Here is a 25,964-nt window from a genome sequence, read left to right as displayed (position 1 = left end):
TGCTGAAAAACATGGTGCCGTGGGACCCGAATTTCATGCAACACACATAACACCTCTTGACACCTAACACAGTTGCTCTCCCTATGGGAGAGGGATTGGGTGAGGGCCGCAGCGCTACGCCGCACAAGGCGGGTTTCGAGGACGGCGGCGAGATGGCTGTTTTTCAACAAATCTTTTCCGGAGAACCATATGATCCACGCAATAGTCTCCCGCATCAAGCAGGGACATCGCACAACACGCTATCCCAGGGAGCCGATTCAGCTTCCTGAGCGGTTTCGCGGCTATCCGCGGCTGAACAGCGCTGCCTGTCCTGCCGGATGCCTGGCATGTGCTGCCGCCTGTCCGACAGGAGCAATTTCATCCACGCCACGCTTGTCAATCGATCTGGGAAAATGTCTCTTTTGTCCGGAATGCGTGCAGGCCTGTCAGGGAGGAGTACAGTTCAGCAATGATGCGGTTCTGGCAGCAAATCGCCGGGAAGATCTGATTGTAACGGAAGGAGAGCCACGCTGCATGGCCCAGGCGCTGGAGAAAAAACTGCTCTCCCTGTTCGGACGCTCACTCAAATTCCGCTCGGTGGTTGCGGGCGGTTGCAATGCCTGTGAGGCAGACACCAATGTACTCTCCACCATCGGCTGGGATGTGGGACGCTTCGGCATCCAGTTTGTTGCCTCACCACGCCACGCAGACGGACTCTGGGTAACCGGGCCGGTGACGGAACACATGTACGAGGCGCTGATGATGACCTATGAGGCGATTCCTGCACCCAAAATAGTGGTCGCCTGCGGGGCCTGCGCCATCAGCGGCGGGCCCTTCATGAATTCTCCGGAAGTACGCAACGGCATAGAGGGCATCCTGCCGGTAGACCTGTACATCCCCGGATGTCCACCCCATCCGCTGACCATTCTTGATGGCCTGCTCAGGCTGACGAACAAACTGCCAAAGGATAAATCCTGACAATCCCATCCGTCTGCATTTTAATGTTTCTGCGTTGAAGCGGGACAGGTTACGTGGTATACGCTATATCTGTTTGACTTCTATTCAAAAAGTGTTTCAGGAGAACTTCTAATGATCACCTTCAAAGGTGTCCACAAATGGTTTAAAACTTTGCATGTGCTCAATGATATTAATCTGCATGTTACGCCGGGTGAAGTTCTGGTAGTCTGCGGTCCTTCAGGCTCGGGCAAATCCACCCTGATCCGCACCATCAACCAGCTGGAACCGATTAATCAGGGCGAGCTGATTGTTGACGGCATCAATCTGTCGGACAAGAAAGCGGACATCAACAAACTGCGTGCTGAAATCGGCTTCGTTTTCCAGCAGTTCAACCTCTATCCGCACCTCTCAGTAATCAACAACATCACCCTTGCTCCGATCAAGATCCGCAAAACGCCCCGGGCAGAAGCCGAAAAACAGGCCATGGCCCTTCTGGAGCGGGTCGGACTGGCTGAAAAGCGTGACGCCTATCCACTGCAACTCTCGGGCGGACAACAGCAGCGTGTCGCCATTGCCCGCGGCCTGGCAATGAAGCCGCGCATCATGTTGTTTGATGAGCCAACCTCAGCTCTTGATCCGGAGATGATCGGCGAGGTGCTGGCGGTCATGAAGGATCTGGCGCTTTCCGGCATGACCATGGTGGTTGTCACCCACGAAATGGGCTTTGCCCGCGAGGTTGCCCACAGGGTTGTTTTCATGGATCATGGCGCCATACTTGAAGAGGCTCCCCCCAATGAGTTTTTCGGCAATCCGAAGCATGAGCGCGCCCAGCAGTTCCTGCGCCAGCTCTTGACACCGATGCAGTGCGAATGTCCCTGAAGTCAAACAGCAAATCCGGTTATTCTGCAGTACCCACCACTAAAAGGAGGAAACACAGATGAAGAAACTGGTAACAATGTTGATGGTCACGGTACTTACCGCGATCACCGCCAAGGCGGCCCTGGCAGGCGACACACTGGTTGATGCGAAGAAAAAAGGGGTGCTGGTCGCCGGCGTAAAGGATTCGCTGCCCCCCTTCGGCTACATCGATGAAAAGAGCCGCCAGATCGTCGGCTATGACATCGATTTCGTCAATGCAATCGCCAAGAAGATGGGAGTCAAAGTTGAACTGAAGCCGGTCACTTCCGCAAGCCGCATGCCGCAGCTGCAGGAAAGCCACATAGACATCATTGCAGCTACGATGACCAAGAATCCCGAGCGCGCCAAGGTGATCGATTTCAGCCATACCTACTTCTTCACCGGCCAGAAGTTTATCACCAAAAAAGGCAGCGTCAAGAGCCTGAAAGATCTGGAGGGCAAAAAGATCGGCACAGCCAAGGGATCCACTTCCGAGCAGAATGTGAAGAAAGCGATTCCTTCCGCCACCGTGCTTTCCTTTGATGATTACCCCCAGGCATTCCTTGCGCTCCAGCAGGGCAAGGTAGCCGCCGTGACCACCGACGAAGCTATTCTGGCCGGCATACTCGCCAAAGCACCCAACAAGGCAAATTTCGAAATCCCGAATCTCCAGATTTCCGATGAGCCGTACGGTCTAGGCATGCGCAAAGGCGATACCAACTTTGTCAATTTCGTCAACAAGACCCTCCTGGAAATGGAAAAGAGCGGCGAAGCCAAAGCCATCTTCAACAAGTGGTTTGGCCCCCAGACCCAGTACCACCTGAACCGCAACTTCAAGATCACTGCCGACAAATAACAAAAACACATTGGGGGGTGATGATATTTCATCACCCCCCGCTTCTTCACACTTCACTGGGGTTTTTCGTGCTTAACTACCAATTCGACTGGTCGGTCGTTACCTCCGGCAAATACTTTGACTGGCTGGTCTCAGGTCTGATCACAACGCTCAAGCTGTCATGTATCTCAATTGTGCTGGCCTTCATCCTGGGGCTGGTGATCGCGATCATGCGCATGTCACACAGCCGGCCAATACGCTGGATTGCCCATGCATACCTGGAGTTTTACCGCAACACTCCCCTGCTGGTGCAGATCTTCTTCTGGTACTTCGGTTCCTACAAGATCCTGCCTGCCGTCATCAATGACTGGCTGGTCAGCACCAATTTCGAGTTTGCTGCCGGCGTCATCGCATTGACCATTTACACCTCCGCCTTTATCGCCGAGGATATCCGCTCCGGCATACTCTCGATTCCGAAGGAACAGATGGAAGCCGCCCGCAGCGCCGGCTTCTCTTACCTGCGATCGATGCAGTATATCATCCTGCCCCAGGCGGTGCGCATTACGATCCCACCACTGGTCAACCAGTTCCTCAACCTGGCCAAGAACTCATCCCTGGCCATGACCATCGGAGTCATGGAGATGACCTACCAGGCCCGCCAGGTGGAAAGCTACACCTTCAAGGGCTTTGAAGCCTTTACCGCAGCCACCGTCGTCTATCTGGTGCTCTCGATCGTGATTACCTCACTGGTTAATCTGTACAACGAAAAAGTCCTCAACCTACATAAGGCAGCCTGAGATGGAACAGTTCTTCAACATATCGGTCATCACCGACAATTTCACCTATTTCATGATCGGCCGCTTCCCCCATGGTCCCCTGGGAGGGGTCGGCCTCACACTGTATCTGGCTGCTGTTTCATGCGTCCTCTCCTTCATCGGGGGCCTCCTATTGGGGCTTTTAAGCATCTCCCGTTACCCGGTGGTGCGCTATCCGGTGCTCGCCTTCATCAACCTGATCCGCGGCATGCCACTACTGATGGTCATCTTCTGGATGTACTTTCTGATGCCGGCCCTCTTCGGCAAGGTGGCCGAGAATAATACCGTGATCATGGCCCTGACCCTGTTTACCTCGGCCTACATGTCGCGCATCGTCGTGGCCGGTATCGAAGGCATCCCCAAAGGACAGACTGAAGCGGCCATCTCCACAGGGCTGACCCACTGGCAGACCATGCGCTACATCATCCTGCCCCAGGGACTGCGCAACATGATTCCCTCGTTCGTCAACCAGTTCGTCTCGCTGATCAAGGATACGTCGCTGGCATTCATTGTCGGCGTTTCGGAACTGACCCACGTTGCGACCCAGATCAATAACCGCACCATGGCCTTCCCGACTGAAATTTTCGTCTTCATCGCCATCGTCTACTTCATCCTCTGCTATGCCTTCACCTCCCTCTCCCGCTGGCTGGAAGGACGTCTTGCCTGGCGCAAGGCGATCTGAACGAAGTGTCTGCTGAAATCCAACTGGCGCTGCTCTTTGGAGCCGCCTTTGTCGCCGGCCTGGTCGACTCCATCGCCGGCGGCGGAGGACTGATCACAGTACCGGTGCTGATGGGCATCGGCCTGCCCCCCCAGATTGCGCTGGGAACCAACAAGCTGCAGGCATCCTTCGGCTCCGGCAGCGCCATGCTGCACTTTGTCCGGGCGGGAACAGTCAAGATGAGTGACTGCTGGACCGGTATCATCTGGACGACAATCGGTGCGGCACTTGGTGTCTGGGCGGTGCAACTTCTGGATGCAACACTTCTCAAACAGTTGATCCCCTGGCTCCTGGCCCTGATTGCACTGTACACGCTCCTCTCCCCCAAACTGGGTGCGGAAGATTCCCACGCCCGCATGAAGCAGGGACCATTCTATTTTGTGTTTGGATTGTCGATCGGCTTTTACGATGGTTTTTTCGGTCCGGGAACCGGCTCGTTCTGGACAATGGCGCTAATGATGCTGTTGGGCTGTTCAATGCTGAGAGCAACCGCCACCACAAAAGTAATGAACTTCACCAGCAATTTCGTGGCGCTGGTCTTCTTTCTTTCAGTCGGGCAGGTGCGGTTTCTGGAAGGAATTGTAATGGGGATCGGACAATTCATGGGTGCCAGAATCGGATCAAGACTGGTCATCACCCGGGGTACAGCATTTATCAGACCGGTATTCATCACCATGGTGCTGGCGCTGGTGGCGCGGTTGATTTATCAGAATCTGTCGCATTAGATGGCCTCCGGTAGTTGAATAGCTAATCCCCTGAGAATCTATGCTTATTTTTGTCCTTGGCCCTTCCATTTCTCAGGATTAAAATCTGCAATGTCTATCTTGCCGTAATCTTTATTTGGAATAAATACTTCCGTCTTCCCGTTATCTGGATCGCTTGCATGGAAACTTTCCTCCTTAACTCGCACAAGTTGCCAAGTTTTATCCAATCGAGAATAGTTAAAAGTATAGTCAACACTCCAACGCCATGCACTTCCTCCAGACTGCGATACAGTAAATGTCTTTTTCCCTGCCCGTACTTCCTGAAATGGATCTCCCATCATTCCACCACAGGTGGAACAGTAGACAATCCTGTCATTACGCTTGCATTCTTTTAGTTTTTTGTCTGACTGACGTATCAGCAATAAAAAAGGTCTCTGTCTATCAACTATGTCAGCATGGTTTGATTTCTGCCGTTCTAAAACAAGTATAAAATCTTTAAAACCGTCTCCATTCAGATCGGCACTAACAAAAGACAAAGCTTTCATTCCTTTTGTAACAAACGGTCTTACTTCATGAGGAAGTTTATTCATGGGGATGTAAATATCTTCTTCTGCTAATACTGGTAACGCAAATAGAAGGAGTATAAATACGAAAATTGTACTTAACACTTTGTATGCTTTTTCCACTTTAGTATTACACCGATTAACTTTGTAACTTTCAGGATTATATAATTTAAAATACGTCCATTCAATGGAATAAAGTCAATTCTACTTCTATTTTTCTAAGGCAAACTCATTTTTTTTCGTGTTTTTCAAGAAAGACCGAACTCTTGAATTGTTGTAATATCAACATTTTTCAGCTTTCTGGTCAAATCTTCATCAATTCCCAAAGAGGAGTTCTTTAAATCAAACTTTAATATTACTGGCAAGATGAAGCGCTCGTTGCTAGGAGGTGTAACATTATAAAGAACAATTATTTTAAGGCTGCCATCAGGGTAATGATCTTTAAATGATATGGCTTCAGTGCCGTCACAGGTCCAGAAACTTTCATCATTTTTAGGCGCTAAGGTGCTAAACACACTCTTAACTTTTCCTCCCTCATCGAAAAGTAAAATGCCACATCTATGAAGATTTGCTCTTATTTTAGATTCTCGAGTGCCTGAAATTATGTAAAAAATTTTGGGTTTAATAGTTAACTGAAAAGATTGATCATCCGGTTCAATGTAATCATTATTATCTACCAGGCTAATAATAAGTTTTTCAGTCATAGCCCTATCAATTGGTTTTACATTGATTTGAGTTTTATTTTCCAAAGCAAATGCTTGAAGACAATTAAACATACAACAGATTATGAGTAGAATTGTTTTATTTCGCATATCTTTTAAAACCTACTACCTCCACTTTCATTTCTTGCTTTAGGATAGAGGATATCTGCACTCAATCCTTCTTTTCATGCTTTTTCAAGTAAGACCTAACCCCTTGAATAGTAGTAACATCCGCATCTTCCAGTTTGCTTGTCAATTCTTCGTCAATTTCCAAAGAAGGCTTATTAAAATTTAGCTTCATAATTACGGGTAAAATAAAATGCTCGCTACTTGGCGCTGTACCTCTGTACAGCCCGATTATCTTCAAGGACCCATCAAGATAATAATCCTTGAAAGACATTGCCTCCACATAATCACAATACCAAGGCCTCTTTTCATCATCATTACCCATTGTATCAAAAGCGCTTTTAATAACCCCAGACTGGTCAAACAATAAAACAGAACAGGTGAACAAATTGTCATCACTAGGCGTTCTTCTATGTGCAGAAACGATGTATATATCTTTCGATCTTATATTTATTTTAAAAGATTGTTCTGGTTCAATATTGACTGAACTTTTCAGATTTTTAAGATTTATATGACCTGCATTATTACGAATGAATTTCTTTGCTATAGTTTCATCAATAGGATTTACCTTAGCCTTTATTGGAGGGTTTTCTATAGCAAGCACATTTAAACAATTTAAAATAGAAACAAGTGTAAATATTATGATTTTAATTTGCATATTTTTTGTATGCCTCCTGCAATTTTGTGTCGTATTTATTCTTTTTGTAACTCGATCCGTTATACTTTCTCGCAAATCTCCTCCAGTCCTTGTTAATAAGTGCATTTTTTTCAATTTGATCCGCGTTAACCAACTTTACGAAAGCCTTCAGGTGCTCTCGCTCTGAAATACACATGGCTTGCACGTAGGATAAGACCGAATTGAAACCCGCTGCCTTATAGTTGAAACCCATAATCTGAAATTTTCCCCAAGAACAGCTTTTTAATGCAGCCTCTTTTTCCAATGAGTACGCTTTTGCAAGTCTCTTGTATTGATTTTCCCCATAAGCTCCGTACCTCTCGTCGTTTGGTATTACACTTCCTCCTTTGGTTTTCCTTTCGCAGGTATATGCTATTGAACTTGAAATATCAGGGTTGATTTTGTTGTATTTATTTTCAGGATTAGTATGTTTCGCAAATTGATGCCGCTCATAAAGGATGGTAGGTCTGTTTTTCTCGTCGAATGCTCTCTGCTTTGTTTCTACCTCAGCGACAGCCTTAATAGCCGCTACCTCACAACCTAACTGTTTTGCAGCATCTTCATAATCATCTTCCGTTATTTTCGCTCCGGTATACCCACCCAGAAAATCCAATCCAACCTGGTCATTGGTCATTTTTGTTATCGGCATACCATTTTCGTCATTTTGATGTTCTGATTTTGGTCCTTTACCATCCCCATAATCGCCATGTGATTTGCCTTTGGCATCTGTCGCCTCAGGTTTTTTTGGAGGGGTAACAGGCGTTTTGTTTGCTCTTCCTGGATCAGGTTTAGGTTTTCCATTCGCGCCTTTAGGATGCGGCATGGTTTTGGTTTCAATCATGACCTTAGGACTGACCAGCGTGACAAGTTTATTGCCCCAATCCGAAGCAATTTCCGTGATTTGCTTCCACGTGCCATCCATGCGCGCTATTGAAATTTTAACCACATCTTGAGGAGTGTTAGTGATTATGCTCGGTAATCTGCCGTTATTTCCGCTGGAAAGTTGTTTGCTTTTGCCGCTGTACTCTAAGCGGACTTTAGCGTTTTTCATCGGATTGCGTTCATGGTCCAGCAGTTGAACGTCCACTTTGCACACGGCCTTTGCTTTCAACGCAATGACCTGACCTTCTTTTATTCTATCTGGATTGCGTATCCTGTTGATTTTCTGCAATTGCTCAATGGAAGTACCATGACGACGGGCGATTCCACTTAACGAGTCTCCTTTTTTAACGGTATAAAACATCGTAGAGTTCACTTAATTTCCTCCGCATCATCGCAATCGATTACCTCAAACTCTTCGCTTACCTCCCAATGTCCGAAATCTGCCCAGGCGATAATCTCTTCCTGCTCTTTCGTATAAAAACGGCTGGTGATGCCATGCTCATCTGTGCTGATTGTGGTTATGTAAGTCCCGTCGGGCTTTGTAATTTCAACGGCAATACGATCATAAGATATATCATTATGATTGCCTGCCTCGTGCATCGTGCTTAAATCCAAACTCATACTGTATGGCTCAAGGTCTTTGTCCAGATCAGTACCGATCTCTGCCTTGCCAACAAATATTGTCGGCGATCCGCTGGTGATCTTTCCGCCGTGAGTAGTGGCGCAACCAACAAATGCAGCCGGCTTGCCATTAATAAGAACTGAGTCGCTCCCTTCTAAAATCGTAGCGCCACAAGAGGTCTTGTCTCCCACACGAGCAGCTGATTTGCCATCATGCTGAGTGTTTTGTGAACCTGAGACAATCGATACAGTACCGTGCTTAGAACAACTGACGCTATCTCCCACTCTGGCTGCCGGTCTGCCATTGCCTGCACTACAATTTAAGTAAACTGGCATTTTATCCCCTTTGCCAACTTCACATTACTCATGGATTCAGCCATCCCATGAGGGCATGCAAGCCTATAACAAATTATTTTAATTAACAACTTTAATTGCTTCTGCTATTTTCCTCCTGCATTTCCCAAAGAAAAAGGCCACTTCCAGAGGAAAGTGACCTTTTGATATACGCGCCTAACCAGCAGCTTGAATGACCGCTGTTTAATCAGCTGAACAGGGATTGAAAACAGAAGTCCTACCGCCGATGCCGCCGGCCACCATTGAGGGCCTGTCTGAACTCCCATGGCGGCAAGGGGTTTGTGTCGCGCCAAAGTCCCTTGTGGCGGGCACGCGCAGCTTCCTCTGATCCGATGTATTCCGAAGCATAAGGCGCTTTCAGATACTGGCGATAGGCCCAGGCCATCCCCTCGGCAACCATTTCGCGGTTGATATCCCGGCCGCCATGGCGAATCACCGCCACGGCCCGCTGGTACTGATCCACATCGACTATTTCCGCGGAAACCATTCTTCCCATGATCTTGTAGGAGAGAGTACGCTTTGCCACCGCTCCGAATGGCTGTCCCGGCTTATCCGGTTTTGCCGTCTCGGGAGCATCGATGCCGTAGAGACGCACCTTAAGGCGGCTATCCTCGCGGGTGGCAAGCAGCAGGGTATCTCCGTCATAGACCGCACGTACCACCCCTTCAATTACCCGGGCAGCAAAGGCATCAGCGGTGCAGACCAACAGCAGCAGTAATGCGATCAAAAAGTGCTTCATCTAGATCAACTCCGTTGCATAGTTGAATTCCGTAGTTCCAGCCAGAGCGCGACTGGACTTGAAAGCGGACAGCACATCAAGCCACTCTTCACGCCGAACGTCACGTAAATCGACAAGAAAAGAACTGCACCCCTTCTGGCGCAGCTCTCCATGACGGGCGGTTAGCGAAAAGGGTTGAGCAGCGCTTATGGTCTGCAGTCCATCACGGCTGCTGACACGATACTCCTCGCCCCGGTCAGAGCGCAGCGGAGTGTTGCTGTGCACATCCTTGATGCGGATCTTGGTCGTCATCACCGGCAGCGGAGCATAGGCAATCACCCGCCGCTCAACAGGTACTGCAGCCGCAAGCAGATCTGTCATATTTGTAGCATCATCTTCGATATACAGGGTCAGCATTTCCGCACCCAATTCATGCCAAGCAAGCATTGCCTGACTGTTAAGGGAAAAACAGCGGTGCCACGCGGAGATGTGCAGTCCCTCGAACTTTCGCAGCATACTGAAGTGGGAGATATTGGCGGCTTCGAAGCGGCGGAATCCTGCTCCGTACAACTGCCGGATGGTATCGCGGTACAAGGGGATGTCCCGATCAAAGATGATGAACGGCAGCTGCCAGATGATCCGGTCTTCCGAACCCCGCATGCGGGGAACCGTGGATGGGAGCTGATGGATAACCGCCTTGGAAAGCGGGAACATGGTTGCATCGGCACCATGCTGGAGGGGAAAACGCCACTCCCGCGACTGGTCCATGACAACCACCAATGACTCGCGACCTGGCTGCTGGGGCGAGGTGTGCCGAGCCTTCACATCGGCCAGGGCAGCCTTGCGGGCAGTTGCAATCTGCTGGCGGGTGCCGCTGGTGGAGACAAGTTCATGTAAGCCACGGTATAGCTGCTGGCGCACCTCTTTGAAGCTTGCGGCGGGAATCAGCACCGCAGGAAAATCAGGCGCCTCCAGCGATTCCAATCGAAATGGTGCATCGCCAACTTTGGCGAATTGTCCTTCCAGAACCGACTGCATATCGCTGCTGCGACCCGGTTCCAGCTGGCCAAGCGCAAAGCTGCATTCATGACGCAGGCCGTTGGCATCTGCGATGATGTTGAGGCTGTATCCTGCACTCTCTGGCAGAGTATCCAGCTTAACCTGCAACCGGCAGGGAAATTTATCCCCTTTTACCGATTCAAGTCGACGCAGGCAGGCGTTCTCACTCATGGTAAAGGCTTCCCGCGAGGAGACCTTGTAGATGGAATCACCGACGCTGAACCGGAATGGCGTCTCCACTTCCACCAGGCTGCCTGCCCGTGCCTCCATCACTTTTTTGTTCCCCACAAACAGCTCGCGTACCGTCCAGGCCTGTCCCGCCATGTCGCTTTTGGGTTGCGCCCGCAGACGATCCCCCACATGCAAGGCATCACGGGTTTCGAAACTCAGTCGTTTGCCCTTCAAAGTCTTGATCTGCCCAACGAAACGGCCGGTGCCACCCTTCTGCCAGGGGTTGGCAATATCATCCGGCTGTTGGGATGCCAGGAAGCCTTTGGTGGGTGTGCGGCCAAAGGAAAACTTGAGTATGTCTTTGGCCTTTTTCAGGGCCTCCTTGCGGCCATGTTCAGGGGCGTCAATGACCAGACGATACGCCTCAACAACACTGGCGACATATTCGGCCGATTTCATGCGCCCTTCAATTTTGAGGGATTTGACTCCCGCCGCAATCAGCTCCGGCACCATGTCGATTGCCGACAGATCGCTGGTGGAAAAGTAGTGTCCCTGTTTGCCCCGGTGATCGTACAACCGACGGCAGGGTTGAGCGCAGCGCCCGCGATTGCCGCTGTGGCCGCCAAGGTAGGAGGAAAAGAAACACTGACCGGAGATGCCGAAGCAGAGCGCACCGTGGACAAAGACTTCGATCTCCACCGGGGTGGCGGCTGCAATGGCTGCCACTTCGTCAAGGGCCAGCTCCCGCGCCAACACCACACGCTGGAAACCCAACTCCCCAAGCACGCGAACGCCCGGCGTGTTGTGTACCGTCATCTGGGTGGAGGCATGCAGCGGAATGGAAGGAAAATGACGGGCTGCCACCCGCGCCACAGCCAGATCCTGAACGATCACTCCGTCCACACGCATCTCGGCCAAGCTAGCGAGAGTATCCACCAGCTGGGGCAGTTCCTGTTCCTTGACCAGCGTATTCAGGGTGATGTAGATCTTTTTGCCGTTGGCATGGGCATACCCGAGCATGCGCTCCATCTGGGAAAGGGTAAAGTTTTTGGCACGAGCCCGCGCTGAAAATTCCCGCAAGCCGGCATAAACCGCATCAGCCCCTTTTTCCATGGCGGCAAAAAAGGATTCCAGTGACCCGGCCGGGGCCAGGAGTTCAGGTTTCATCTGTGTCTGTTTCATTACGAATTCCGGGGTGCAACAGTAAGTTATGGAGGATGGAGGGCAGAAACGTAAAACGCCCCCGCTCAGGGGGCGTTTACTGGAGAAAATGTTATTTCTTAATACGCTACTTCAGATATTTTTCGATCAGGATCTCAGCAATCTGCACTGCGTTAATGGCAGCACCTTTCCTGATGTTGTCTGCCACCACCCAGAGGTTGAGTCCGTTTTCAACGGAATCATCCTGACGGATACGGCCGACATGCACCAGATCCTGGCCGGCAGCATTGATCGGCATGGGGTATTCCTGATTGAAAGCGTCGTCCACCAGCTCGCATCCCGGGGCCCGGCCGATCAGCTCCATTGCCTTGATTGCAGTAATCCTGGCCTGGGTCTCAATGTTGATTGATTCCGAATGGCCATAGAAAACCGGCACGAACACGGCAGTGGCGGTGATTTTGATCTCCGCCTCCATGATCTTACGTGTCTCGTTTGCCAGCTTCATCTCTTCTTCGGTGTAGCCATTATCTCCGAAGACGCCGACCTGGGGCAGACAATTGAAGGCTGTACGATGGGGATAAACTTCTGAGTCGACAGGGAGTCCCTGCAGCATGGATGTAATCTGCCCGTGCAGTTCGTCGATCCCTTTTTTGCCTGCACCGGAAACTGCCTCGTAGGTGGAAACCACGATGCGTTTGATGGTGGCAAAGTCGTGCAGCGGCTTCAGGGCCACCACCATCTGAATGGTAGCAGGGCTGGGGTTGGCGATGATGCCTTTGCGGGTGTAACCGGCAATTGCATGGGGATTGGCTTCGGGCACCACCAACGGCACATCGGAGTCCATGCGCCAGGCGCTGGAGCTATCAATGCAGATGGCGCCGGCTTTCGAGGCGAATGGACAGAATTCGCGGGAGATCTCGTTTTCTGCAGCAAAAAAGACGATATCAGTGCCACTGAAGGAGTCTTGGTTCAACTCCTCCACCATGACCGCTTTGCCTTTAAATTCAAGTATCTGGTCAGCGCTGCCTGCACCAGCCAGATACTTGATTGTACCTACCGGAAAATCACGTTCTTCCAGGCATTCGATTATCTGTTCGCCAACAGCGCCGGTGGCGCCGACTACAGCGATATTCCACAATTTACTCATGTTGTTTGTGATCCTAAAGTGGTTATTAGTTAAGCTTACTTATCGGTCAGAATACGCAACATGCGGCGCAGAGGCTCTGCCGCACCCCAGAGAAGCTGGTCGCCGCAGGTGAATGCCTGAATGTACTGCGGCCCCATCTTCATCTTGCGCACGCGACCGACCGGCACGGTCAACGAACCGGATACAGCCGCCGGGGTCAGATCTTTCAGCGAGTCAGCCTTGGTATTGGGTACCAGCTTTACCCACTGATTGTCATTGGCAATCAGGCTCTCGATCTCGGCGATCGGCAGGTCCTTGTTCAGCTTGATAGTGATGGCCTGGCTGTGACAGCGCATGGCGCCGACCCGAACGCAGATGCCATCCACCGGAATCGGTGCAGAAGTGCCGAGAATCTTGTTGGTTTCAGAGAAACCCTTCCACTCTTCACGGCTCTGGCCATCCTCCACCTCGCGGTCAATCCAGGGGAGCACACTGCCGGCCAGGGGAAAGCCGAATTCCTTGGTGGGCAAGGAGCCATCGCGCAGGGTGGCGGTAACCTTTTTGTCAATTTCAAGAATAGCTGAGCCTGGGTTTTTCAGCTCTTCCGCCACAACACCATACAGGCCCCCCATTTGGGAGAGCAGTTCGCGCATGTTGGGTGCCCCGGCGCCGCTGGCTGCCTGATAAGTCATGGAAGAGAGCCACTCAACCAGCCCGGCGCGGAAGAGTCCGCCCAACCCCATCAGCATCAGGCTGACGGTGCAGTTGCCGCCGATGAAATCCTTCTGGCCGTTGGCCAGTGCAGCATCAATCACATTGCGATTGACCGGATCGAGAATGATGACCGCATTGTCTTCCATGCGCAGAGTTGAGGCGGCATCGATCCAGTAACCGTTCCAGCCCTGCTTGCGCAGTTCAGGATGAACAGCTTTGGTATAATCGCCACCCTGGCAGGTGAGAATAATATCCAGTTTTTTCAGTTCAGCAATATCATCAGCACTCTTCAGAGTGCCAGCATTCATGGGAGCAGGCTGTCCTGCCTGGGAGGTGGTGAAAAAGACCGGCTCAATACCGGTATTAAAATCACCTTCCTCCTGCATCCGCTGCATAAGCACCGAGCCAACCATACCGCGCCAACCAATTATTCCGACTTTCATAGTCATGGTTCCTTTCAGTTAATTTATTAGCAAAGACATATTTATATTTATCTATAAGTTGGATTTCCACCACAATAACTCAAGCTGCCAGCTTCAACTCCTGACGCACAGATACCGGCAAAGAAATCGGGGCAAAACATGCCTTGGGATAGAGATAGTCTTCGCCCGATTCGTCGATGACCCGAATCAGCCCCATTCGCTCGGCATCAACATCCGTAACTCCTTGGTAAATTTTTCTAACATCAAGGGATACGGCATAACCTTCATTGTGTATGCAGACAAACAGTTTACGACTGTTTTTCATCATGGCCCTCTGATACCTCCCGGAGCAATTGTTTGATTTTAAACTCTTTCTTGCCAATTCCGGTCGCTTCATACCAGTGAATCTCAGCAACAAACAAACCGCCTTCGACTAATCGAATTGTAGCAACTCCCTTGCGCTTACGCCAGCGGCCCTTACCATACTGTTTCTCCAGCCGTGATATCTCCCTGATTCCCGAGCCGGTTGCAAAAGTCTCTGCTTGATGGATATCACCGACAATAACGAAAAACATGGCGATAGCCTTTACAGTGCGGCAATGATTGCGTCGCCCATTTCTTTCGTATTAACCAGCTTTTCACCGGCTATGTTCTGGAATATGTCGCGGGTACGGTAGCCCTTGTCCAGCACTGTAGCCACAGCCTTATCAATGGCATCTGCAGCTTCGATCATGCCGAAAGAAAATTTGAGCATCATACCCATGGAGAGGATCTGGGCGATCGGGTTGGCAATCCCCTGACCGGCAATGTCCGGTGCCGAGCCGCCGGAGGGCTCGTACATGCCGAAGGTGCCTTCTGCCAGCGACGCGCTGGGGAGCATGCCGAGGGAGCCGGTAAGCATGGCCGCCTCATCGGAGAGGATGTCGCCGAACATGTTCTCACAGAGAATCACGTCAAACTGCTTGGGCCACTTGACCAGCTGCATGGCGGCGTTGTCCACATACATGTGAGAAAGCTCAACCTCCGGATATTCCTTGGCAATAGTGGTGACGATCTCGCGCCATAGTACAGAGGTGGAAAGCACATTTGCCTTGTCGATGGAGCAGACTTTCTTGTCGCGCTTCATTGCAGCCTGGAAAGCCACATGGGTGATACGCTCGATTTCCGGCACGCTGTAGCGCATCGTATCCACGCCTACCCGTGCTGCTCCAACACCGTCAATACCTTTGGGCTGGGAGAAGTAGATACCGCCGGTCAACTCACGGATCACCAGAATATTGAAGCCGCCGCTGATAACCTCTTCCTTGAGCGATGAAGCGCCGGTCAGGGAAGGGAAAATGATTGCGGGACGAAGGTTGGCATAAAGACCGAAAATTTTCCGCAACGGGAGGAGCGCTCCCCGCTCGGGCTGCTCATCCGGGGGCAGGGTTTCCCATTTTGGGCCGCCAACAGAGCCGAAAAGAATCGCGTCGCTCGCCTTACAAATATTAACGGTAGTATCAGGCAGAGCCTTGCCTTCGTTGTCAATGCCCGCTCCGCCTACATTTGCGTGAGTACGTTGAAAGGTGACACCGTGTTTCTTTTCAACGGCATCCAGCACTCTGAGTGCCTCAGCCATCACTTCGGGCCCGATACCGTCACCAGGCAAAACTGCAACCTTATACGTCTGTGCCATCACTTCCCCCTAAATGGTAATAGGAGCAGGAATAAACCTGCAAACAATCATAATATAGTAGTTTTTCAAGCGTTATTTTGTCAACTAAAGAACAGAAATTAATAGAACAGAAATTTAAAAGCCGGGGCATTCTTTCAACGCCCCGGCTCTTGTGCACTGCATATTATGTAGACGATCCTGTAGAGATTAAATGCCCGCTTTTTCTTTCAGAATGGCAGCCTTATCGGTGCGCTCCCAGGTAAATTCCGGAAGTTCTCGGCCGAAATGTCCATAGGCAGCAGTTTTCTTGTAAATCGGGCGCATCAGGTCAAGCTGCTCGGTAATGGCGCGGGGACGCATGTCGAACACTTCACGTACCAGCTCTGCCAGACGCTCTTCAGAAACTTTGGCAGTACCGAAGGCATGCACCATGATCGAAACCGGCTGGGCAACACCAATGGCATAGGCCACCTGTACTTCACAACGGTCGCACAGTCCTGCGGCAACCAGGTTCTTGGCTACGTAGCGCCCCATGTATGCTGCGGAACGGTCGACTTTTGAAGGATCTTTGCCGGAGAACGCGCCGCCGCCGTGGCGACCCATGCCGCCATAGGTATCGACGATGATCTTGCGGCCGGTCAGACCGCAGTCTCCCATGGGGCCACCAACAACGAAACGGCCGGTGGGGTTGATGAAGTAACGGGTATTGGCATCAAGCAGATGTGCAGGAATAACTTTCTTGATCACCTCTTCGATGACCCCTTCCTCGATCTGCTTGTGAGTTACGTCCGGAGTATGCTGGGTTGAAATAACTACCGTATCAATGCGGCTCGGCTTGTCGTTAACGTACTCTACGGAAACCTGCGATTTTGAGTCCGGACGCAGGAACGAGAGCTTGCCCGATTTGCGCACTTCAGCCAGCTTGCTCACCAGCTGGTGGGAGAGCTGGATCGGCATCGGCATCAGTTCCGGGGTTTCATTGCAGGCATAGCCGAACATCAGTCCCTGGTCGCCTGCTCCCTGCTCCTTGTGCAGACCATCACCTTCGTTGACACCCTGGGCAATGTCCGGAGACTGCTTGTCAACAGAAACCAGTATTGCACAGGTATCGGCATCAAAGCCCATTTCAGAATCCGTATAGCCGATTTCCTTGATGGTATTTCTGGCTATTTCAGGATAATTAATCACCGCATTAGTGGTGATTTCGCCGGCGATGACCGCCATTCCGGTGGTGACCATGGTTTCGCAGGCCACACGGGCTCTGGGATCCTGTGCCAGGATTGCGTCCAGAATCGCATCTGAAATTTGATCTGCAACCTTATCGGGGTGCCCTTCTGATACCGATTCGGAGGTAAAGATGAATTTTTCAGCCATTGACAACTCCTCTCGCTTCTCTATTTTGATTTCAAAAATGACAACTTTGAGTCTTAGTGGACCATTACATTTATAGACAGGTGATTGATTTGTCAAGCAAAGATAGCCCGAATTCATTCCAGTTGACTTCACTGCCATCTATTTTGCAGTATACTAAAACACGGTCGTTAATTTAACTTGAAGGGCTTATTTTAATGTCAAACGGCTTAAATCTTCTGCTTTCCGGACTGATTGTGATCGCACTCTGCCTGTCAGCCTCTGCTTCAGCAAAACGGCAGGGAACAACTTGGAACTACTACCACTTTAATGGCCAGGAATTTGTGGCAGGTCAACCAGGGGAAGGATCTTTTATAGCGGTGCGTGACGGTTCGCTCCCTGTTCTCCTGACGGAACCAGCCAAGGTCGAGGCCGTTGCGCTCCCCGCCGGCAAGGGAGCTGTGGCAGGTATCAGCTATATTCAGAGCAGCGGCGGCAAACTAGGTGGAAGACCAGGGCATGTTCCTGCCTCTCGGGCACCGGTAAATATATTCTCCGGGAATAAGTTGGCAAAAACAGTTGAGACTGACCAGCTTGGTTATTTCACGGCAGTATTGGATGCCGGGACCTATCGCATCGGCACCCCGCCACTTGCAATCGAAGTTGTTATCAAAAGCGGCACAACAACGCTGGCTTCATTGCGAAGCGGCAAAAGGATGGTGGATTGATGAAAAAATTTCTTCTCCGACTGGGGCTCACTGCAACAACCTCGCTTGTTCTGGCTTCCCTGGCTTGTGCCGGGGTACTGGATGAACAGTATCTTGCCAGGTTCGGTGTTGCCACTCCAACTGCGCTACAAAAGGCTGTCGCCCTGCCCACTGCGGTTGATTCAGCTCTGCCGAAATGTGGCACCCCTGATAAGCACGGACTGCAGCGCGACTGGAATAAACTGGAGGCGACTACACAAAAAACGCTGGCAAAACAGTTGGCAGCGCCGGTATTAACAGGTACAGATTCAACTAAATTTACTCTCATATCTCCCTCTGGGAGATTCACCCTCCATTACACCACTGCAGGCGGAGATGCCGTCCCCTCGATATTATGGGTACAGACAGTTGCTCAGACTTTTGATGAGGTGGCAAATGCCTATATCAGTCGCGGCTGGCGCCTTGCACCAACCAATTCCGTTGACGGTAGGTACCACGTGTACCTGCGAGATCTGGCGCCAGCGCGGCTCTATGGCCTTACAACATCAGATGCGTCTGCCGCTTCCACCGGTTTTCTTCATGCATTCTCAAGCTTTCTTGAAATTGACAACAACTATACTGACAGTATCTATACGGATGCCACCGGAGGCCCATACACTCCTCTGGAGAGTCTGCAAATCACGGCAGCCCATGAGTATCACCACGCGATCCAGTACGGATACAATTTCTTCTTCGATGTATGGTATGCGGAAGCTACCTCAACCTGGCAGGAAGCTGAGCTCTACGGCAATGTCGGTCAGAACTACAACTATATTGCCGGCTGGCTCAACAATACTACCGCCAGCCTGGATCTGGCCGTCGGCACCGACGCCACCGGAACCGGCGCAGGCTATGGCCGCTGGATATTCAACCGCTATCTTGCCGAACAGCATGGCACCGGTGTAATCAAAACAAGCTGGGACAGGCTTGCCACGCTCGATCCTCCAGGAAACAACGCAGATATCCGTATGGTGCCTGTTCTGGAAACCCTGCTGATTGGAGCACCCTTTAATACTTCTCTTGGTGCAGATTTTTTTGGTTTTACGAAGCGTGTTTATACCAGGGGCTGGACAAATCCCACGGACGAAAACCGTGTCCATCTATACGTACCGGTTGGCACCTACAGCGCCTATCCTGTTAACAGTACGGCCAGCAGCCCGGTACCATCCATCACTTTGCCGCATTACTCCTTTGCCTACTACAAGTTCAGACCCGCGGCAATTGGCGACTTGACAATTACCGTCACCAAGACCAGCGGCATCCAGACAGCAGTTTTTAAAAAAACGGCCGGAACTATCAGTGAAATCGGCACCAACGCAGGGGCCGGGTCATCGTACACCATAGTGGGATTCGGAGCGCTTAATCCCGCTACTGATGAAGTAGTGCTTCTAATTACCAACACCACCGACGCAGACAACCACGTGGCTTCCTTCAGTACTGATGGCACCATAAACCCTGTAACAGAGCCAAGTACTGCTTCCACCGACGGTGGCGGTGGCGGTGGTGGCGGATGCTTCATCGCCACGGCAGCCTATGGCAGCTATCTGCACCCACAAGTCCAGGTGCTGCGCGATTTCCGCGATCATGTCCTTCTGACCAATGCTCCTGGCCGCGCTTTTGTGGCACTTTACTACCAGCTGAGCCCGCCGGTTGCCGACTTTATTGCCAGGCACGAATCGCTGCGGATGCTGGTACGCCTGATGCTGGCACCGCTTATATTCGCCGTCAAATACCCCCTCGTACTCGGAGGCCTGCTTATGGTCGCTGCAGGCGCCTCTCTTTACAGGGTGCGGCGCCTGACAGCAATTGCTGACAGCCACGCGAAGTAATTTCATATCCCGGATACAAAAAAAGGCGGCCCCGCAAGGTCGCCTTTTTTGTTTCCCCGTCCTGCCTTAAGATGGCTTAGAACTTCTTCGGGAACTGCTTCACAATGCCCTGGCCGAGCGCATCGGCGATCATCAGCATATGACTGTTCATGACATCCCAGGCCTGAGCCTCGCTGGCATAATCCTTGACCATCAAGGCATCGATCTGGGCCATGTGATGGCCGCCATGGGCAAACAGCAGCGACACCAGGGTGTCCTTGGACCATTTCGGGTTGGCCCCGCTCAGGAAACCAGCGATCTCGGTGGCATTGGCTTTAACCTTGTCAACCGCCACATCTTTGCCTTTCTGATCCCCGACATAGGCGGCGACCATGTACTCCTTGATCGAGCCGTAGTGCCCGGCCAAGAGGCCGAAGAGCTTATCAGCAGCCGGTTTGCCGTAGACCGGGGCAATCGAATCGGCAATCGCACGGGCATTCTTGACCACATTTTCCTCGGCCACCGTGGCCCCCACCTTATCTCCCAGTCTAGTCATCAACGCCACATTCCTCACCCAGAATATATGTCCCACCCACAGGTCGCGCAGCGTTTCCCGCAGCTCGACCGCCTTGGGCGTTTCCTTGGTCATATGCTTGCCCTCATGGGCGATGGCAGGGGCGGCAGCCATCAGGAGTACTGCCGTGATCAGAACTGATTTTTTCAGAATAGTCGCTAACATGGTCGTCTCCTTTCCAATATCGGCCCCAAGCGTTAGCTCCGCCTGAGGTCATTGAGTCTCAGGAACACACCCGAGACAATCCGGTCACAACGCTGGCCGTCGAATGCGAATACCTCGCCCGCCGTGGAGTCAACCAGGCAGGCAAGCTGCTGCTGCAGGATCTTGCGGGCCCGGTGATAGCGGGTCTTGACGGTAGCGGGCTCTATATCGAGGCACTCGGCGGTCTCGGCAATTGACATCTCTTCTACCCCGCACATGATGAACGTCATCCGGTAGGAATCCGGAAGGGCGTCAATGGCCGATTCCAGCAGGCGGCGCACTTCCCCCCGGGCCGCGTTCATCTCCGGGCTGGGCAGTGTTAAATTTAAGTTGGCCATAAAATTAGCCTCCTCGCTCTCCTCCGGGTCATCAAATGAAACCTGCGTCCGGGCCTCGGCACCCCGCAGGCGCCCCAGGGCCTCATTGAAGGTAATCTTGGCCAGCCAGGCTGAAAAGGCCCCTCTGCCCTGGTAGCGGTCGAGGTGCTGGTAAGCTCTGACATAGGCATCTTGAACCACATCCTCGGCATCGGCATCGTTGTGCAGCACCGAGCGGGCGATCCGGTACAGCCGGCGGTTATATCTGCGCATGATCAACTCAAAGCTGGCGGTGTCGCCGCCGATAACTCGCTGGACAATCTCGATGTCCGATGCCATGCCTGGATTCAATTCAGTTGAAGTCATCTCTTTGACCTCCATTCATATCTCTTACTCTGTAGATGCATGGGGGATGAAAAAGGTTCCCGGATTTTAGAAAAAAAAACAGGGACACTTCCCTGCCGGATGTTCCGAAATGGAAGAGTCCCTAAAATAACTCCGAAATATGGAAGTGTTCCTAAACAACTCCCAGGATTAACGATCAGCCCTTGGCAAAGTACAGCTTGATTGCGGTCACAAAGGCATCGATGTCCGCCTGGCTCACGTCGAGATGGGTGACAAGACGCGATGACTGCGACACCTGCATTACCATGCCGCGTCCGGCCAGAAAGGCCTCCAGCGGAGCGCAATGCTGTTCAGGGAAACCGGCGAAGACCATGTTGGTCGCCTGCCCCGTGACCGTCACCTCGGGGATGTTCGCCAGCCCCCTGGCCAGGTGCTCGGCATTGGCGTGATCCTGGGCCAGCCGCTCGAAGTGATGATCGAGGGCGTACAGGCATGCCGCCGCCAGGAAGCCGGCCTGGCGCATGCCGCCCCCCAGCACCTTGCGCCAGCGATGGGCACGCTCGATGAAATCCTGCGGGCCGACCAACACCGACCCCACCGGCGTCCCCAGTCCTTTGGAAAAACAGATTGACACCGAATCGAAACCCTCGCAGGCCTGCGCCAGGGTGATCCCCTGCGCCACCGCAGCGTTACAGATACGGGCGCCGTCAAGGTGCGTGGCAAGCCCCCGTTCACGGGCCAAGGCCACGGCCTGGCACACGTAGTCGGCCGGCAATACCTGGCCATTGAAGGTGTTTTCCAGCGCCAGCAGCCGGGTGCGGGCAAAGTGCGCCCCCAGGCCGGGTCCGTGATGCTTGATGGCGCCAGCCACCTTGTCCAGCGGCAACGAACCGTCGGCCGCATTCTCTATGGGCTGGGGCACGATGGAGCCGAGGATCGCCGCCCCGCCCCCCTCGAACTTGTAGGCATGGGCAAGCTGGCCGACGATGTACTCGTCGCCCCGTTCGCAATGGGCCATCAACGCCGCCAGATTGCTCTGGGTGCCGCTAGGCAGAAACAGGGCGGCCTCCTTGCCGCTACGCTCCGCCACGGCGGCCTGTAACCTGTTGACGGTGGGGTCATCACCCCACACGTCATCGCCCACCTCCGCGGCCGTCATGGCGGCGTGCATTTCCGGCGTCGGCCGGGTCACGGTGTCGCTGCGAAGGTCAATCATATGTCCGGTCATCATGTTCCCCTTCAAATATCTTTTTCCCATTTCGCGGTAGTTGCGATTCAATTTGTCATTACCCAAATGCCCAACTCTGCATTGAGCAGTTCACGCGCGCACGCGCGTGAACTGCTCATCCCCCCAAATGGAACATTTCTTCCTCTAACCACTCTTCAACCAACCCTGCAGATGAAGGCTTCTTAACTACCCCCGCACCCCTACGCACGTCAATATTTTTATCGAGCATAAAACCTGAATCGACCGGAACCTGCTAACAGATAAATCACTAAAAACTATTAAAAAATTAAGGACACTTCCCTCTTTCCGTAGCGAAGTTGCGAAATATGGAACGTATCACTAACGGATTTAGAGATCACCGATCAGTGTTGTACTTATTAAGACGCTCTGGCTTGACCCTGGTACTAAATAATGGTACTAAGAGAACATGAAGCGAAAACATCATAAAACGCTTGAGTCAATCTTTACACATCCTGTCCCTGGTAACGTTCAGTGGCCAGATATTCTTGCTCTCTTCAGAGAGCTTGGCGCTGAGATCACCGAGCGAGAAGGCTCCCGCGTAGGGGTGCGTCTCTTTGGTGATCGTCGTGTCTTTCATCGCCCGCATCCCTCACCGGATACGGACAAAGGAGCTATCGCTTCTATTCGGAAGTGGCTCGAGGAAAATGGGGTTAAACCATGAACAACATGAACATCAACGGATATGACGCTGTCATTTCATACGACCCTGAAATCGACATGTTCCGTGGAGAATTTATTGGGATTAACGGGGGTGCCGACTTTTATGCCAGCACGGTTAATGATCTGCGGAAAGAAGGCGAGATTTCTCTCAATGCCTTTCTCGAAATGTGTGCTGAAGACGGGGTCGCGCCGCGCAAGCATTTTTCCGGAAAATTCAATTTGAGAGTACCCCCTGCGCTACACCAGCGTCTTGCTACACAAGCTGCCGCGCATGGCAAGAGCATAAATGCCTGGGTAGTTGAACTTCTGTCAGACTGTGCGGCGCACGGCCACTGACCTCTTCGGCCGCTTCTTCGTTTTTCACTCTTCCTTTTGTCTGCACGACTCACTATTGGATAATAAAAAAGGCGGCCTCGCAAGGTCGCCTTTTTTATTATTCCCGATCCTTCTTCCCAAGCAGATCCATTAGCTCCAGGGCATTACGCGGCGCATGTCCATGCATATCGTTGTTGAAGTACATCAGCACATCCTTGCCGGCTTTCATATAATTCCTAATGCGTTGTGCATCCGCAGCCAGCTCTTCCAGGGAATAACGGCCATCGTAGCTGCCATTGCGCCCATGGCGACGGATATAAACCAAATCTGCCGTCAGCGGCGTTGTGGAGATAAACGGAGGCCAATCGGCCATGCAGAGTGAGACACGATGAGTACGACAGAGGGTAACAACATCATCTGAAAGCCAGCTTGCATGCCGGAATTCAAAGACATTTCTGACCTGGTAGCGCTGGAGGCTTTCAAGGAACCGTGCAAACAAATCCAGGTCGGATGACATATTAGGTGGAAGCTGCCACAGGACTGCTGCCAATTTTCCTTCCAGGTACAGCACTCCCTCAAAAAACCGCTCCAGCGCATCTTCGGGCAGGGCCAGGCGTTTGATATGCGTGATATAGCGGCTGCCCTTGACGCTGAATGTGAAATTTGCCGGTGTTTCATCACGCCACTGTTCAAAAGTAGTCGGCTTGACCAGACGGTAAAAAGTGACGTTCAGTTCAACAGTAGAAAATTTTGAACAGTAATACTCCAACCATTTTTTCTTGGCCAAACCTTCGGGATAAAAGGTGCCCAGCCAGTGGTCATAACTGAATCCGCTGCACCCGATATTAGTGTGAGCCATAGTCGTCACCGGTTCTGAGACAGATGAACACCCACTACAAGTATACCTGATAAAAAAAGGCGGCCCGAAGGTCGCCATTTTACGGTTATGGAGGCCGCTGTCATTCCGGGGACGTATCGCCCATAACAGCATACACCACCACGGAGTCCTTTTTCCCTCTGACCTTGCAGTCATCCAGGCGCCTGAAGCTGAACTGGCTCTTGACGCTCACGTAGGTATAGTCAGACACGAGGATGGAGTGACCGGCATCCTTGGTAAGAGATTCAATACGTGAGGCGAGATTTACCGTATCACCAATAGCAGTGTATTCCATGTGCCGGTGAGACCCGATGTTTCCCACTATAGCCATTCCAGTGTTGATGCCTATGCCAATACTGATCGCTGCGTCTTTGCCATGTTTCCATTTGTCGCACAATCGACTCAACTCACGACCCATCTCCAAAGCGGCTTTGATCGCATGTTCTTCCTGACAATTATCATCCTCCGGCGCACCAAAAACAACCATCATCCCATCCCCGATGAACTTGTCCAGAGTTCCGTGATACTTGAAGATGATGTCAACCATCGCCTCGAAATATTCATTCAGGATGTTGACCACTTCCTCGGGACTAAGTTGCTCGGACAGGGCAGTAAAATTCCTGATGTCCGAGAAAAGTACGGTTACCCTGCGCCGATCTCCTGTGATACGCGGCTGCTCTCCCCGCTCCAGCATCGAATCCAATATCTTGTCTGATACATAACGGGCAAACACTCCTTTCAGCATATCCCGCTGCTTGAGGCCATCAACCATGGAGTTGACCGTTCGAGCCACCTCTCCAAACTCGTTATCCTGCGGAGCTTCCATGCGATGTTCAAAGTTACCTTTGCCAATTTCTTTGAGAGAACCAAGCAGGGACTGGATCGGCATGCTCAAACGCCGTGAAAGGAATCCTGCTGTCAGCAGTGCGAAGGCCATGGTAACAACGAGTGAAATAACCCCGCAGATGACAAGCCTGGTGGTTGTCTTTTTTTTCACATCCGCAAAATCGAGGTCCGCACACAGCATTGACACTACCTGGCTATTGCTGCTTTTCACCGGTGCGCAGGCCGTGATCCATTCTCCCCACTGATCTCTACTCGGCACATCATCTACGAAATTATTGTCCCCGATCTTGAAATCACCGCCAAAGGTCCCCTTGTACACATCACCAATGTGTGACTTGTCCTCAAGCTTTTCCTCCGAATCAACACCAAAAACAATCACCGCTGGATTTTGGGGAGACTTCATCATGGTGTACAAGTAGGCTACCCTGGTATCACTGCGCCTGTTTGCGTTACGGATACTCCTGAGTTGTTCCACGACCTTCCGGTATGCCTCGGAAGATTCATCCTCCCGTACTTTGATGCCGGCAAGCAGGTTACCATCCAGGAGTACTGAGCTTGAAGCAACTATGGAAATGGCGCTGGTCTGTATTTCTTTAAATAATGCAGAGTGGGTTTTAAGATACAGGAGGGAGAAAAGCAGAAGATTGCTGACCAGAACAACAAGCATGATACCCAGCAGAAGCCGTGTCCGAAACTTCATAAGTTCCTCGCATATGTGCTTGAAGAATCACTATACCGGCAGCAAGTTATATATTTATTATTAATTTAGATCAATTTTTAAAGTGGTATCAAATATAAAAAAACCTCCCTGCAGCAG

29 protein-coding genes are annotated in these 25,964 nt (G+C 51.6%); 10 read left to right on the top strand and 19 right to left on the bottom strand.

The window, feature by feature from the left end:
* Positions 1 to 189: 189 nt before the first annotated feature.
* The 6 genes from KJB30_RS03480 to KJB30_RS03455 all read left to right on the top strand — a co-directional run bounded on the left by KJB30_RS03480 (position 190) and on the right by KJB30_RS03455 (position 4,929).
* Positions 190 to 957, top strand: coding sequence for an NADH-quinone oxidoreductase subunit B family protein (locus tag KJB30_RS03480; protein WP_214296541.1), 768 nt, complete (start codon positions 190 to 192; stop codon positions 955 to 957).
* Between the two features lie 111 nt (positions 958 to 1,068).
* Positions 1,069 to 1,815: an amino acid ABC transporter ATP-binding protein gene (locus KJB30_RS03475; protein WP_214296540.1), complete on the top strand. Its 747-nt coding sequence runs from the start codon at positions 1,069 to 1,071 to the stop codon at positions 1,813 to 1,815.
* A gap of 58 nt (positions 1,816 to 1,873) precedes the next feature.
* Positions 1,874 to 2,689, top strand: a complete 816-nt coding sequence (locus KJB30_RS03470) for an ABC transporter substrate-binding protein (RefSeq protein WP_214296539.1) — start codon at positions 1,874 to 1,876, stop codon at positions 2,687 to 2,689.
* 68 nt (positions 2,690 to 2,757) lie between these two features.
* Positions 2,758 to 3,465: an amino acid ABC transporter permease gene (locus tag KJB30_RS03465; protein WP_214296538.1), complete on the top strand. Its 708-nt coding sequence runs from the start codon at positions 2,758 to 2,760 to the stop codon at positions 3,463 to 3,465.
* A 1-nt stretch (position 3,466) separates the two neighbouring features.
* A complete protein-coding gene (locus tag KJB30_RS03460) occupies positions 3,467 to 4,165 on the top strand; it encodes an amino acid ABC transporter permease (RefSeq protein ID WP_214296537.1) in 699 nt (232 codons plus the stop codon).
* Positions 4,166 to 4,170: 5 nt separating this feature from the next.
* On the top strand, positions 4,171 to 4,929 hold the full coding sequence (locus KJB30_RS03455) for a TSUP family transporter (RefSeq protein WP_214296536.1): 759 nt from the start codon (positions 4,171 to 4,173) through the stop codon (positions 4,927 to 4,929).
* Between the two features lie 44 nt (positions 4,930 to 4,973).
* Here the strand turns inward: KJB30_RS03455 and KJB30_RS03450 are convergent, their stop codons facing one another.
* The 13 genes from KJB30_RS03450 to metK form a co-directional block, all read right to left on the bottom strand.
* Complete coding sequence (locus KJB30_RS03450) at positions 4,974 to 5,594, bottom strand: hypothetical protein (protein WP_214296535.1); 621 nt, start codon at positions 5,592 to 5,594, stop codon at positions 4,974 to 4,976.
* 125 nt (positions 5,595 to 5,719) lie between these two features.
* Positions 5,720 to 6,220 (bottom strand): hypothetical protein, encoded by a 501-nt coding sequence (locus tag KJB30_RS03445; RefSeq protein ID WP_214296534.1) that lies wholly within the window; start codon positions 6,218 to 6,220, stop codon positions 5,720 to 5,722.
* 124 nt (positions 6,221 to 6,344) lie between these two features.
* Complete coding sequence (locus KJB30_RS03440; protein WP_214296533.1) at positions 6,345 to 6,956, bottom strand: hypothetical protein; 612 nt, start codon at positions 6,954 to 6,956, stop codon at positions 6,345 to 6,347.
* Positions 6,946 to 8,229, bottom strand: coding sequence for a LysM peptidoglycan-binding domain-containing protein (locus KJB30_RS03435; protein WP_214296532.1), 1,284 nt, complete (start codon positions 8,227 to 8,229; stop codon positions 6,946 to 6,948). Before KJB30_RS03435 ends, KJB30_RS03440 begins: the two co-directional genes overlap by 11 nt.
* Positions 8,226 to 8,813 carry a PAAR domain-containing protein gene (locus KJB30_RS03430; protein ID WP_214296531.1) on the bottom strand — a complete coding sequence of 196 codons (588 nt, stop codon included), beginning with the start codon at positions 8,811 to 8,813 and terminating at the stop codon, positions 8,226 to 8,228. Before KJB30_RS03430 ends, KJB30_RS03435 begins: the two co-directional genes overlap by 4 nt.
* Before the next feature lie 235 nt (positions 8,814 to 9,048).
* Positions 9,049 to 9,570, bottom strand: coding sequence for a thermonuclease family protein (locus KJB30_RS03425; RefSeq protein WP_214296530.1), 522 nt, complete (start codon positions 9,568 to 9,570; stop codon positions 9,049 to 9,051).
* The gene (locus KJB30_RS03420) at positions 9,571 to 11,961 is read right to left on the bottom strand and encodes a peptidase U32 family protein (RefSeq protein ID WP_214296529.1); all 2,391 of its coding nucleotides are present in this window, start codon (positions 11,959 to 11,961) and stop codon (positions 9,571 to 9,573) included.
* A 106-nt stretch (positions 11,962 to 12,067) separates the two neighbouring features.
* Complete coding sequence (locus KJB30_RS03415) at positions 12,068 to 13,087, bottom strand: aspartate-semialdehyde dehydrogenase (RefSeq protein WP_214296528.1); 1,020 nt, start codon at positions 13,085 to 13,087, stop codon at positions 12,068 to 12,070.
* A 35-nt stretch (positions 13,088 to 13,122) separates the two neighbouring features.
* Positions 13,123 to 14,223, bottom strand: coding sequence for an aspartate-semialdehyde dehydrogenase (gene asd / locus KJB30_RS03410; protein WP_214296527.1), 1,101 nt, complete (start codon positions 14,221 to 14,223; stop codon positions 13,123 to 13,125).
* Positions 14,224 to 14,302: 79 nt separating this feature from the next.
* Positions 14,303 to 14,530 (bottom strand): hypothetical protein, encoded by a 228-nt coding sequence (locus KJB30_RS03405; protein WP_214296526.1) that lies wholly within the window; start codon positions 14,528 to 14,530, stop codon positions 14,303 to 14,305.
* The gene (locus tag KJB30_RS03400; RefSeq protein WP_214296525.1) at positions 14,511 to 14,777 is read right to left on the bottom strand and encodes a hypothetical protein; all 267 of its coding nucleotides are present in this window, start codon (positions 14,775 to 14,777) and stop codon (positions 14,511 to 14,513) included. The genes KJB30_RS03405 and KJB30_RS03400 overlap by 20 nt, the downstream gene beginning before the upstream one ends.
* An 11-nt stretch (positions 14,778 to 14,788) precedes the next feature.
* On the bottom strand, positions 14,789 to 15,877 hold the full coding sequence (leuB, locus tag KJB30_RS03395) for a 3-isopropylmalate dehydrogenase (protein WP_214296524.1): 1,089 nt from the start codon (positions 15,875 to 15,877) through the stop codon (positions 14,789 to 14,791).
* 186 nt (positions 15,878 to 16,063) lie between these two features.
* A complete protein-coding gene (gene metK, locus KJB30_RS03390; protein ID WP_437179719.1) occupies positions 16,064 to 17,230 on the bottom strand; it encodes a methionine adenosyltransferase in 1,167 nt (388 codons plus the stop codon).
* Between the two features lie 194 nt (positions 17,231 to 17,424).
* On the opposite strand from metK, the gene KJB30_RS03385 reads away from it, so the two are divergent.
* Entirely contained in the window at positions 17,425 to 17,934 is a 510-nt protein-coding gene (locus tag KJB30_RS03385) for a hypothetical protein (protein ID WP_214296523.1), read from the top strand.
* Positions 17,934 to 19,781: an MXAN_6640 family putative metalloprotease gene (locus tag KJB30_RS03380; RefSeq protein ID WP_214296522.1), complete on the top strand. Its 1,848-nt coding sequence runs from the start codon at positions 17,934 to 17,936 to the stop codon at positions 19,779 to 19,781. The genes KJB30_RS03385 and KJB30_RS03380 overlap by 1 nt, the downstream gene beginning before the upstream one ends.
* A gap of 76 nt (positions 19,782 to 19,857) precedes the next feature.
* Here the strand turns inward: KJB30_RS03380 and KJB30_RS03375 are convergent, their stop codons facing one another.
* From KJB30_RS03375 to KJB30_RS18620, 4 genes are all read right to left on the bottom strand, one after another.
* Positions 19,858 to 20,499 carry a hypothetical protein gene (locus KJB30_RS03375; protein ID WP_246545451.1) on the bottom strand — a complete coding sequence of 214 codons (642 nt, stop codon included), beginning with the start codon at positions 20,497 to 20,499 and terminating at the stop codon, positions 19,858 to 19,860.
* Positions 20,500 to 20,531: 32 nt separating this feature from the next.
* On the bottom strand, positions 20,532 to 21,236 hold the full coding sequence (locus KJB30_RS03370) for an RNA polymerase sigma factor (RefSeq protein ID WP_214296521.1): 705 nt from the start codon (positions 21,234 to 21,236) through the stop codon (positions 20,532 to 20,534).
* A 160-nt stretch (positions 21,237 to 21,396) separates the two neighbouring features.
* A complete protein-coding gene (gene ltaE / locus KJB30_RS03365; RefSeq protein ID WP_214296520.1) occupies positions 21,397 to 22,431 on the bottom strand; it encodes a low-specificity L-threonine aldolase in 1,035 nt (344 codons plus the stop codon).
* A 454-nt stretch (positions 22,432 to 22,885) separates the two neighbouring features.
* Positions 22,886 to 23,026 (bottom strand): hypothetical protein, encoded by a 141-nt coding sequence (locus KJB30_RS18620; RefSeq protein WP_496198521.1) that lies wholly within the window; start codon positions 23,024 to 23,026, stop codon positions 22,886 to 22,888.
* Between KJB30_RS18620 and KJB30_RS18615 the strand changes: the two genes are divergently transcribed.
* Positions 22,964 to 23,110 (top strand): type II toxin-antitoxin system HicA family toxin, encoded by a 147-nt coding sequence (locus tag KJB30_RS18615; protein ID WP_496198520.1) that lies wholly within the window; start codon positions 22,964 to 22,966, stop codon positions 23,108 to 23,110. The genes KJB30_RS18620 and KJB30_RS18615 overlap by 63 nt on opposite strands.
* Positions 23,107 to 23,445, top strand: coding sequence for a type II toxin-antitoxin system HicB family antitoxin (locus KJB30_RS03355; RefSeq protein WP_214296518.1), 339 nt, complete (start codon positions 23,107 to 23,109; stop codon positions 23,443 to 23,445). Before KJB30_RS18615 ends, KJB30_RS03355 begins: the two co-directional genes overlap by 4 nt.
* 97 nt (positions 23,446 to 23,542) lie before the next feature.
* Here the strand turns inward: KJB30_RS03355 and KJB30_RS03350 are convergent, their stop codons facing one another.
* Entirely contained in the window at positions 23,543 to 24,283 is a 741-nt protein-coding gene (locus KJB30_RS03350) for a DUF72 domain-containing protein (RefSeq protein WP_214296517.1), read from the bottom strand.
* Between the two features lie 100 nt (positions 24,284 to 24,383).
* Complete coding sequence (locus KJB30_RS03345; protein WP_214296516.1) at positions 24,384 to 25,847, bottom strand: adenylate/guanylate cyclase domain-containing protein; 1,464 nt, start codon at positions 25,845 to 25,847, stop codon at positions 24,384 to 24,386.
* Positions 25,848 to 25,964: the final 117 nt, after the last annotated feature.

Origin of the sequence: Pelotalea chapellei, assembly GCF_018531195.1 — a bacterium.
Taxonomy (GTDB): domain Bacteria; phylum Desulfobacterota; class Desulfuromonadia; order Geobacterales; family Pseudopelobacteraceae; genus Pelotalea; species Pelotalea chapellei.
Note: the sequence above shows the minus strand (reverse complement) of the source record. Positions and strands in the feature narration are given on the sequence as shown.

Bases quoted from the DNA above. Each gene is read 5' to 3' on its own strand.
- KJB30_RS03480 (WP_214296541.1), top strand. From the start codon at position 190: ATGATCCACGCAATAGTCTCCCGCATCAAGCAGGGACATCGCACAACA.
- KJB30_RS03475 (WP_214296540.1), top strand. From the start codon at position 1,069: ATGATCACCTTCAAAGGTGTCCACAAATGGTTTAAAACTTTGCATGTG.
- KJB30_RS03470 (WP_214296539.1), top strand. From the start codon at position 1,874: ATGAAGAAACTGGTAACAATGTTGATGGTCACGGTACTTACCGCGATC.
- KJB30_RS03460 (WP_214296537.1), top strand. From the start codon at position 3,467: ATGGAACAGTTCTTCAACATATCGGTCATCACCGACAATTTCACCTAT.
- KJB30_RS03440 (WP_214296533.1), bottom strand. From the start codon at position 6,956: ATGCAAATTAAAATCATAATATTTACACTTGTTTCTATTTTAAATTGT.
- KJB30_RS03430 (WP_214296531.1), bottom strand. From the start codon at position 8,813: ATGCCAGTTTACTTAAATTGTAGTGCAGGCAATGGCAGACCGGCAGCC.
- KJB30_RS03425 (WP_214296530.1), bottom strand. From the start codon at position 9,570: ATGAAGCACTTTTTGATCGCATTACTGCTGCTGTTGGTCTGCACCGCT.
- KJB30_RS03420 (WP_214296529.1), bottom strand. From the start codon at position 11,961: ATGAAACAGACACAGATGAAACCTGAACTCCTGGCCCCGGCCGGGTCA.
- KJB30_RS03415 (WP_214296528.1), bottom strand. From the start codon at position 13,087: ATGAGTAAATTGTGGAATATCGCTGTAGTCGGCGCCACCGGCGCTGTT.
- asd (WP_214296527.1), bottom strand. From the start codon at position 14,223: ATGAAAGTCGGAATAATTGGTTGGCGCGGTATGGTTGGCTCGGTGCTT.
- KJB30_RS03405 (WP_214296526.1), bottom strand. From the start codon at position 14,530: ATGATGAAAAACAGTCGTAAACTGTTTGTCTGCATACACAATGAAGGT.
- KJB30_RS03400 (WP_214296525.1), bottom strand. From the start codon at position 14,777: ATGTTTTTCGTTATTGTCGGTGATATCCATCAAGCAGAGACTTTTGCA.
- leuB (WP_214296524.1), bottom strand. From the start codon at position 15,877: ATGGCACAGACGTATAAGGTTGCAGTTTTGCCTGGTGACGGTATCGGG.
- metK (WP_437179719.1), bottom strand. From the start codon at position 17,230: ATGGCTGAAAAATTCATCTTTACCTCCGAATCGGTATCAGAAGGGCAC.
- KJB30_RS03385 (WP_214296523.1), top strand. From the start codon at position 17,425: ATGTCAAACGGCTTAAATCTTCTGCTTTCCGGACTGATTGTGATCGCA.
- KJB30_RS03380 (WP_214296522.1), top strand. From the start codon at position 17,934: ATGAAAAAATTTCTTCTCCGACTGGGGCTCACTGCAACAACCTCGCTT.
- KJB30_RS03375 (WP_246545451.1), bottom strand. From the start codon at position 20,499: ATGTTAGCGACTATTCTGAAAAAATCAGTTCTGATCACGGCAGTACTC.
- KJB30_RS03370 (WP_214296521.1), bottom strand. From the start codon at position 21,236: ATGGAGGTCAAAGAGATGACTTCAACTGAATTGAATCCAGGCATGGCA.
- ltaE (WP_214296520.1), bottom strand. From the start codon at position 22,431: ATGATGACCGGACATATGATTGACCTTCGCAGCGACACCGTGACCCGG.
- KJB30_RS18620 (WP_496198521.1), bottom strand. From the start codon at position 23,026: ATGAAAGACACGACGATCACCAAAGAGACGCACCCCTACGCGGGAGCC.
- KJB30_RS03355 (WP_214296518.1), top strand. From the start codon at position 23,107: ATGAACAACATGAACATCAACGGATATGACGCTGTCATTTCATACGAC.
- KJB30_RS03350 (WP_214296517.1), bottom strand. From the start codon at position 24,283: ATGGCTCACACTAATATCGGGTGCAGCGGATTCAGTTATGACCACTGG.
- KJB30_RS03345 (WP_214296516.1), bottom strand. From the start codon at position 25,847: ATGAAGTTTCGGACACGGCTTCTGCTGGGTATCATGCTTGTTGTTCTG.